Annotated in this window: 8 protein-coding genes; 1 reads left to right on the top strand and 7 read right to left on the bottom strand. The window is 30.1% G+C overall.

What is annotated here, in order from left to right:
* A partial coding sequence (locus tag Q0352_RS03685) for a hypothetical protein (protein WP_367274584.1) occupies nt 1-608 on the top strand: 608 nt, incomplete at its 5' end.
* Between the two features lie 7 nt (nt 609-615).
* Here the strand turns inward: Q0352_RS03685 and hisIE are convergent.
* From hisIE to hisD, 7 genes are all read right to left on the bottom strand, one after another.
* Nucleotides 616-1,215, bottom strand: coding sequence for a bifunctional phosphoribosyl-AMP cyclohydrolase/phosphoribosyl-ATP diphosphatase HisIE (gene hisIE, locus Q0352_RS03680; protein WP_299523812.1), 600 nt, complete (start codon nt 1,213-1,215; stop codon nt 616-618).
* A 114-nt stretch (nt 1,216-1,329) separates the two neighbouring features.
* Nucleotides 1,330-2,085, bottom strand: coding sequence for an imidazole glycerol phosphate synthase subunit HisF (hisF, locus tag Q0352_RS03675; RefSeq protein WP_299523809.1), 756 nt, complete (start codon nt 2,083-2,085; stop codon nt 1,330-1,332).
* Nucleotides 2,086-2,087: 2 nt separating this feature from the next.
* The gene (hisA, locus tag Q0352_RS03670) at nt 2,088-2,813 is read right to left on the bottom strand and encodes a 1-(5-phosphoribosyl)-5-[(5-phosphoribosylamino)methylideneamino]imidazole-4-carboxamide isomerase (RefSeq protein WP_299523806.1); all 726 of its coding nucleotides are present in this window, start codon (nt 2,811-2,813) and stop codon (nt 2,088-2,090) included.
* A gap of 1 nt (nt 2,814) precedes the next feature.
* Nucleotides 2,815-3,396, bottom strand: a complete 582-nt coding sequence (gene hisH / locus Q0352_RS03665; RefSeq protein ID WP_299523803.1) for an imidazole glycerol phosphate synthase subunit HisH — start codon at nt 3,394-3,396, stop codon at nt 2,815-2,817.
* A 100-nt stretch (nt 3,397-3,496) separates the two neighbouring features.
* Nucleotides 3,497-4,633 (bottom strand): bifunctional histidinol-phosphatase/imidazoleglycerol-phosphate dehydratase HisB, encoded by a 1,137-nt coding sequence (gene hisB / locus Q0352_RS03660; protein WP_299523800.1) that lies wholly within the window; start codon nt 4,631-4,633, stop codon nt 3,497-3,499.
* Nucleotides 4,630-5,667: a histidinol-phosphate transaminase gene (gene hisC / locus Q0352_RS03655; RefSeq protein ID WP_299523797.1), complete on the bottom strand. Its 1,038-nt coding sequence runs from the start codon at nt 5,665-5,667 to the stop codon at nt 4,630-4,632. Before hisC ends, hisB begins: the two co-directional genes overlap by 4 nt.
* Before the next feature lie 70 nt (nt 5,668-5,737).
* A complete protein-coding gene (gene hisD / locus Q0352_RS03650) occupies nt 5,738-7,021 on the bottom strand; it encodes a histidinol dehydrogenase (RefSeq protein WP_299523794.1) in 1,284 nt (427 codons plus the stop codon).
* Between the last annotated feature and the right edge of the window lie 19 nt (nt 7,022-7,040).

Genomic DNA, 7,040 nt, shown 5'->3' with positions numbered 1-7,040 from the left:
AGAAATCAAACTCTTACATTATAATTATAATAAATTTTGAATTTCAGTATACAAACAATAAATTTGATTTTTTAATATACATTCTTATGACATTAACAAAAATAATAGAATTACTTAGTTATACACTACCTTCAATAATTACAGGTGTAATTGCATATTTTTTCTTTTTAAATCATACAAAATCTGAAGAAAAAAAATTAAAAATAAGTTTATTAAAAGAAAACAGAAAAGAAGCACTCCCAACAAAATTACAAGCTTATGAACGAATGACACTTTATTTAGAGCGTATAAATCCTTCAAAATTATTAATACGTGTTACTTCTATCAATAATGATAAAAATTCATATGCAATAAGTTTAATAAGTACTATTGAACAAGAATTTGAACATAATTTAACTCAACAAATTTATATTTCAGAAAAATGCTGGAGTGTAATTATAGCTTCTAAAAATGCTACAATACAACTTATTAAAAAAACTTCAGAAGATAATTCAATTACAAATGCTCAAGAAATGAGAGTTGAAATTTTACAAAAATTATCAAATAGCACACCACCTTCAAATACAGCTTTGGCATTTATTAAAGATGAAGTAAAAAGTTTTTTCTAATAAAATTTTATGAATGTCTTCCTTCTAAAACCTTTACAACATCATTTAAGGCATAACCTTTAGCTTGAAGCAAAATTAAATAATGAAATAGTAAATCAGCTCCTTCATTTAAAAATAATTCATCGTTATTATCTTTAGCTTCAATTACAATTTCTACCGCCTCTTCACCTACTTTTTGAGCAATCTTATTAATTCCTTTTTCAAATAAAGATGCCACATAACTGCTTTTAGAATCTGCGTTTTCTCTTCTACTTTTAATTACATTTTCTAATTCAGATAAAAAACCAAAAGATTGTTCATTCGTTTCTTCCCAGCAAGTGTCAGTTCCTTTATGGCATGTTGGCCCAACTGGATTCACTTTAATTAATAATGAATCTTGGTCACAATCATTTTTTATTGAAATTACATTTAGAAAATTTCCACTCTCCTCGCCTTTTGTCCAAAGCCTATTTTTTGTTCTACTAAAAAATGTAACTTTTCCAATCTCAACAGTTTTTGTGTATGCTTCATTGTTCATATAACCCAGCATTAAAACTTTACTAGTTATTGCATCTTGAATTATTGCTGGTACTAAACCATCTTGGCTTTTATTAAAATCTATATTCATAATTTTATTTATATTATTACATTAAGTAATCATCATTCTAAACTTGATTCAGAATCTTAGCATTTTTTAGTGTTATTTATTACGCACTTCGTTAAGCTCAATGTGACAAAAAATTTACAATCTCACAGCAATCCCTTTTTTCTTTAATTCGTTTTTTAAATCCTTAATTTCAATTTCTTTAAAATGAAAAACACTTGCTGCCAAAGCGGCATCTGCCTTTCCCTCTATAAAAGTATTAGTAAAATGTTGCATATTCCCTGCTCCTCCCGAAGCAATAATTGGAATATTTACCAATTCACTTAAATAAGCCAATGCTTTATTTGCAAATCCATTTTTTGTTCCATCGTGATCCATGGAAGTAAATAAAATTTCTCCAGCTCCTCGTTGTTCAACTTCTTTTGCCCAATCAAATAATTTTATATCTGTTGGAACTTTTCCACCAACCAAATGCACTACCCATTCTCCATCAATTTGCTTAGCATCAATAGCAACAACTACACATTGACTTCCAAATCGAGCTGCTAAATCATTAATTAATTGTGGATTTTTTACTGCGGAAGAATTTATGGAAACCTTATCTGCACCTGAATTTAGTAATATTTCTACATCTTCAACCGACGAGATTCCGCCTCCAACAGTAAATGGTATATTGACTTTTTCTGCAACATTCATTACTAATTCAGCTAACGTTTTTCTTCGTTGCTCTGTTGCTGTAATATCTAAAAATACCAATTCATCGGCTCCTTCATTAGCATATATTTCAGCCAATTCAACTGGATCTCCTGCATCACGTAAATCAACAAAATTTATACCTTTTACAGTTCTTCCATTTTTAATATCTAAACAAGGAATGATTCTTTTTGTTAACATATTTAGTTATTTAAAATGAAATTTTCAATTTGTTTCATACTTATTCTATGCTCGTAAATTGCTTTTCCTACAATAGTTCCTTCACAACCCATTTCAGCCAATCTTGGTAATTCATCGTATGTTGAAATTCCTCCTGAAGCAATTAGCTTAATGTTTAAGGTTTCATTTAATATTTTTTGATATAAGTCAAACGAAGGACCTTGAAGCATTCCATCTTTTGAAATATCTGTACAAATAACATAACTAACTCCTACTTTTTCGTAATTCTGAATAAAAGGAAGTAATTCTTTATCTGATTCTTCTAACCAACCAGTAACAGCAACTTTCTCGTCCAAAGCATCGGCACCTAAAATAATTTTATCAGCTCCGTACTTTTGCAACCAACTTTTAAATATATCTGGGTTTTTAACCGCAATACTACCACCAGTAATTTGATTTGCACCAGATTCAAAAGCGATTCGTAAATCATCATCCGACTTTAAACCACCTCCAAAATCAATACTTAAATTAGTTTTTGAAGCAATGTTCTCCAATACTTTATGGTTCACAATATGACTTGCCTTTGCACCATCTAAATCTACCAGATGTAAATATTTAACACCATGAGCTTCAAACATTTTAGCTACTTCTAATGGATTTTCGTTGTATATAATTTCTGTTGCATAATCACCTTTTGAAAGACGTACACATTTACCATTTATTATATCTATTGCTGGGATGATTCTCATTTTATAATTCTAAAAAATTCTTTAATATTTGTGCTCCTGCTTTACTACTTTTCTCTGGGTGAAATTGAACACCATAAAAGTTTTTTTCTCGCAAAGCAGATGCATACTTTAATCCATAATTAGTAACGGCAATTGTTTCATTATTTATTGGAACATAATAACTATGCACCAAATACATATATTCCTTTTCCTTAATCCCCTTGAACAAATCTGATTTTAAATTTTCAATTTGATTCCATCCGATTTGAGGAACTTTTTCATTACCATTGAATTTGATAACATCTACATCAAAAATATTTAGACCATTGGTATCCCCTTCTTCGCAGTATTTACACATTAACTGCATTCCTAAACAGATACCTAAAACTGGTTGTTTTAACGTTGGAATTACTTTATCCAACCCTGTCGACTTCAACATTTTCATTGCACTACTAGCCTCTCCAACACCTGGAAAAATAACTTTATCAGCATTCCTAATTTCATCTTCGTTATTTGATAATATAGCTTCATATCCCAATCGCTGAATGGCAAACTTTATGGATTGAATATTCCCTGCTCCGTAATTTATAATTACTATTTTCATTTATATATGTGTTTGACATAACCTACACTTCGACAGGCTAAGTGTGACAACGTCAGTGTGACAATAATTATTCATTTTTAATTGTTAATTTTCAATTGAATTAAAGCATTCCTTTTGTGCTTGGTAAAATCATTTTTTCAGCATCTCTTTTTACTGCAGCCTTTATTGCTTTTGCAAATGCTTTAAAAATTCCTTCAATTTTATGATGTTCATTTGTTCCTTCTGCCTTAATATTTAAATTGCATTTTGCGCCATCAGTAAATGATTTAAATAAGTGAAAAAACATTTCAGTTGGCATTTCACCAATTTTTTCACGCTTAAAATCAGCATCCCAAACTAGCCAGTTTCTTCCTCCAAAATCAATTGCAACTTGTGCTAAACAATCATCCATTGGCAAACAAAACCCGTAACGTTCAATTCCTAATTTATTTCCTAACGCTTTGGCGAAAACTTCACCTAAAGCAATCATAGTATCTTCAATAGTATGATGTTCGTCAACGTCTAAATCTCCTTTCACTTGAATGGTTAAATCCATATTTCCATGACGAGCAATTTGATCGAGCATATGATCAAAAAATGCAATTCCTGTTGAAATTTCACTTTTCCCAGTTCCATCTAGATTTAATTTGATAAAAATTTTCGTTTCATTAGTATTTCTAGTTAATTCTGCTGTACGATTTTCTAATTTTAAAAACTCATAAATTTTTTCCCAATCACTACTTTCCAAAGCAATTACACTATCTAGTTCATCCCTTTTTACTGTAATTTCTCCAGTACCAAGATTTGTATTGTCATTTATATAAATCCCTTTAGAACCTAAGTTTTTAGCTAATTCAATATCTGTTAATCGATCGCCAATTACAAACGAATTTTCCAAATCATATTCATCCGAAAAATATTCAGTTAATAAACCAGTTCCTGGCTTACGCGTGTTGGCGTTTTCGTGAGGAAAGGTTCTATCTAAAAAAACCTTATCAAAAATAACACCCTCATTTTCAAATGATTTCATAATAAAATTATGTACTGGCCAAAAAGTATCTTCAGGAAAAACTTCAGTCCCTAAACCATCTTGGTTGGTAATCATAACCAATTCATAATTCAATTCCTTGGCTATTTTCCCCAAAAAAGTAAATGCTTTTGGATAAAAAATCATTTTCTCAAACGCATCAATTTGCTCATCAATGGTTTCTTTAATCATAGTACCATCTCGGTCAATAAATAAAACTTTCTTTTTCATTCTATTTCTTTTAATGCTTTTATCAAATTCATATTTTCGCTCTTTGTTCCAACAGTTAAACGCAAGGTGTTTTTACACAATGGCAGATTCGTTCGGTTTCTAATAACAACTCCACGTACAATTAAATCTGCATATCTTTTAGATGCATCATCCACTTTAATTAGCACAAAATTTGCATCTGTCGGATATACCTCTTCAACAAATGAAATTGATTTTAATTTATCAATTAATTTTTCTCTCTGTTCTAAAATAGTCTCAATTTCTTTTTTGACCTTATTTTTTGTTAAAATACGCTTTAAAGCTCTTTGTTGGGTTAATTCATTTACATTGTACGGAGGTTTAATTTTGTTTAAAATTGCAATAATTTCTTCGGAAGCATAGCAAATTCCTAAACGAATTCCTGCCATTCCGTAAGCTTTTGACAACGTTTGTGTAATAATTAAATTTGGAAACTCTTCCAATCTTAAAAGCCAACTTTTTTGTGAAGAAAAATCAATATACGCTTCATCAATTACGACCAATCCATTAAAGGATTTCAATAATATTTCAACATTTTCTTGTGAAAAAGAATTACCTGTTGGATTATTTGGTGAACATAAAAATAATAGTTTAGAATTGGCATTAGCAACCTCTAAAATTTCATTTACATTAGGTTGAAAACCTGCAGTTAACAAAACTTCTTTTTCTTCTATATTATTAATGTTTGCCAAAACCTGGTACATTCCGTACGTTGGTGGTAGTGTGATTACATTATCTTCTTTTGGTTCGCAAAAAGCTCTAAAAATTAAATCTAACACTTCATCACTCCCATTTCCTAATAAAATTTGATTCATAGAAACTCCCTTCAACAAAGACAATTCTTTTTTAACTAATGTTTGCTGAGGATCGGGATAGCGATTTACACCATTTTCGAACGGATTTTCATTCGCATCTAAAAAAACCATATCTGCTTTTAGATCCTTAAATTCATCTCTTGCTGATGAATACGGTTTTAACGATTTTATATTTTCTCGAACTAAATTATTTATATTCATTTATATTACTTTAAAAGTAAAAACTACACTTCGACAAGCTAAGTGTGACATTTGGGAAAGAGAATTACTCCTATTTCAAACTATTTAAACGCAACGTTACTGCGTTTTTATGAGCATCTAAACCTTCAGCTTCAGCCATTAATTCAATTGCTTTACCAATATTTTGAATTCCTTTTTCTGAAATTTTCTGAAATGATATAGCTTTCAAAAATGAGTCTAAATTTACACCTGAATATGCTTTTGAATATCCATTTGTAGGCAATGTATGATTTGTGCCAGAAGCATAATCACCAGCACTTTCAGGCGTGTAATTTCCAATAAAAACAGAACCTGCATTTTGAACACCATTTATATAAAAATCATTATCATTTGTACAAATTATAAAGTGTTCTGGACCATAATCATTAATTAATTCTAAAGCAACTTCTTTGTTTTCAATGTATATTAGTTTTGAATTTTCAATTGCTTGCTTCACAATTTTTTTTCTAGATAAATTCTGAATTTGATCCTCAATTTCTTTTTCAATTTCTTTAAGTTTCTTTAAAGAAGTTGAAACCAAAATTACCTGACTATCAACACCATGTTCAGCCTGACTTAATAAATCTGACGCTACAAAACTAGCATTTGCAGTTTCATCTGCAACAACTAATAATTCACTCGGTCCTGCAGGCATATCAATAGCTACTCCATATTTAGTAGCTAATTGTTTTGCTGCTGTTACATACTGATTTCCAGGCCCGAATATTTTATATACTTGCGGTATGGTTTCTGTTCCAAAAGTTAAACCTGCAATAGCTTGTATACCACCAACTTTTAAAATTTTGGTTACACCACATAATTGTGCTGTATAAATTATTGCTGGGTTAATTTCTCCTTTTTTATTTGGTGGCGTGGCCAAAATAATCTCATTACAACCTGCAATTTGTGCAGGAATTGCTAACATTAATACCGATGAAAATAATGGTGCTGTTCCTCCTGGTATGTATAAACCAACTTTTTGAATTGGTCTTTTTTCTTGCCAACACTCTACTCCTTCAACAGTTTCAACTATAATCTTATCAGTTTTTTGAGCCGAATGAAATTTTTCAATATTATGTTTTGCTAAAGAAATTGCTTCTTTTAATTCAATAGAAATTTCTTTTTCAGCATCTAAAAACTCTTTGTCAGAAACAAACATTTCATCTAGTTCTGCGCCATCAAAAATGGAAGTATAACGCTTAATGCCATCATCGCCATTTCGTTTTATGTCTTCAAAAATTGAAGTAACAGCAGTTTCTATTGCTTCTATTGTTTGTGTTGGTCTTTGTAATAATGAAGACCAATTACTTTTTTCTGGATTTATAATTTTATTCATCTAATCTTTTTTACTTATA

The sequence above is a fragment of the uncultured Lutibacter sp. genome (assembly GCF_937891065.1).
Taxonomy (GTDB): Bacteria; Bacteroidota; Bacteroidia; order Flavobacteriales; family Flavobacteriaceae; genus Lutibacter.
Note: the sequence above shows the minus strand (reverse complement) of the source record. Positions and strands in the feature narration are given on the sequence as shown.

Bases quoted from the DNA above. Each gene is read 5' to 3' on its own strand.
- hisB (WP_299523800.1), bottom strand. From the start codon at position 4,633: ATGAAAAAGAAAGTTTTATTTATTGACCGAGATGGTACTATGATTAAA.
- hisD (WP_299523794.1), bottom strand. From the start codon at position 7,021: ATGAATAAAATTATAAATCCAGAAAAAAGTAATTGGTCTTCATTATTA.
- hisA (WP_299523806.1), bottom strand. From the start codon at position 2,813: ATGAGAATCATCCCAGCAATAGATATAATAAATGGTAAATGTGTACGT.
- hisC (WP_299523797.1), bottom strand. From the start codon at position 5,667: ATGAATATAAATAATTTAGTTCGAGAAAATATAAAATCGTTAAAACCG.
- hisIE (WP_299523812.1), bottom strand. From the start codon at position 1,215: ATGAATATAGATTTTAATAAAAGCCAAGATGGTTTAGTACCAGCAATA.
- hisH (WP_299523803.1), bottom strand. From the start codon at position 3,396: ATGAAAATAGTAATTATAAATTACGGAGCAGGGAATATTCAATCCATA.
- hisF (WP_299523809.1), bottom strand. From the start codon at position 2,085: ATGTTAACAAAAAGAATCATTCCTTGTTTAGATATTAAAAATGGAAGA.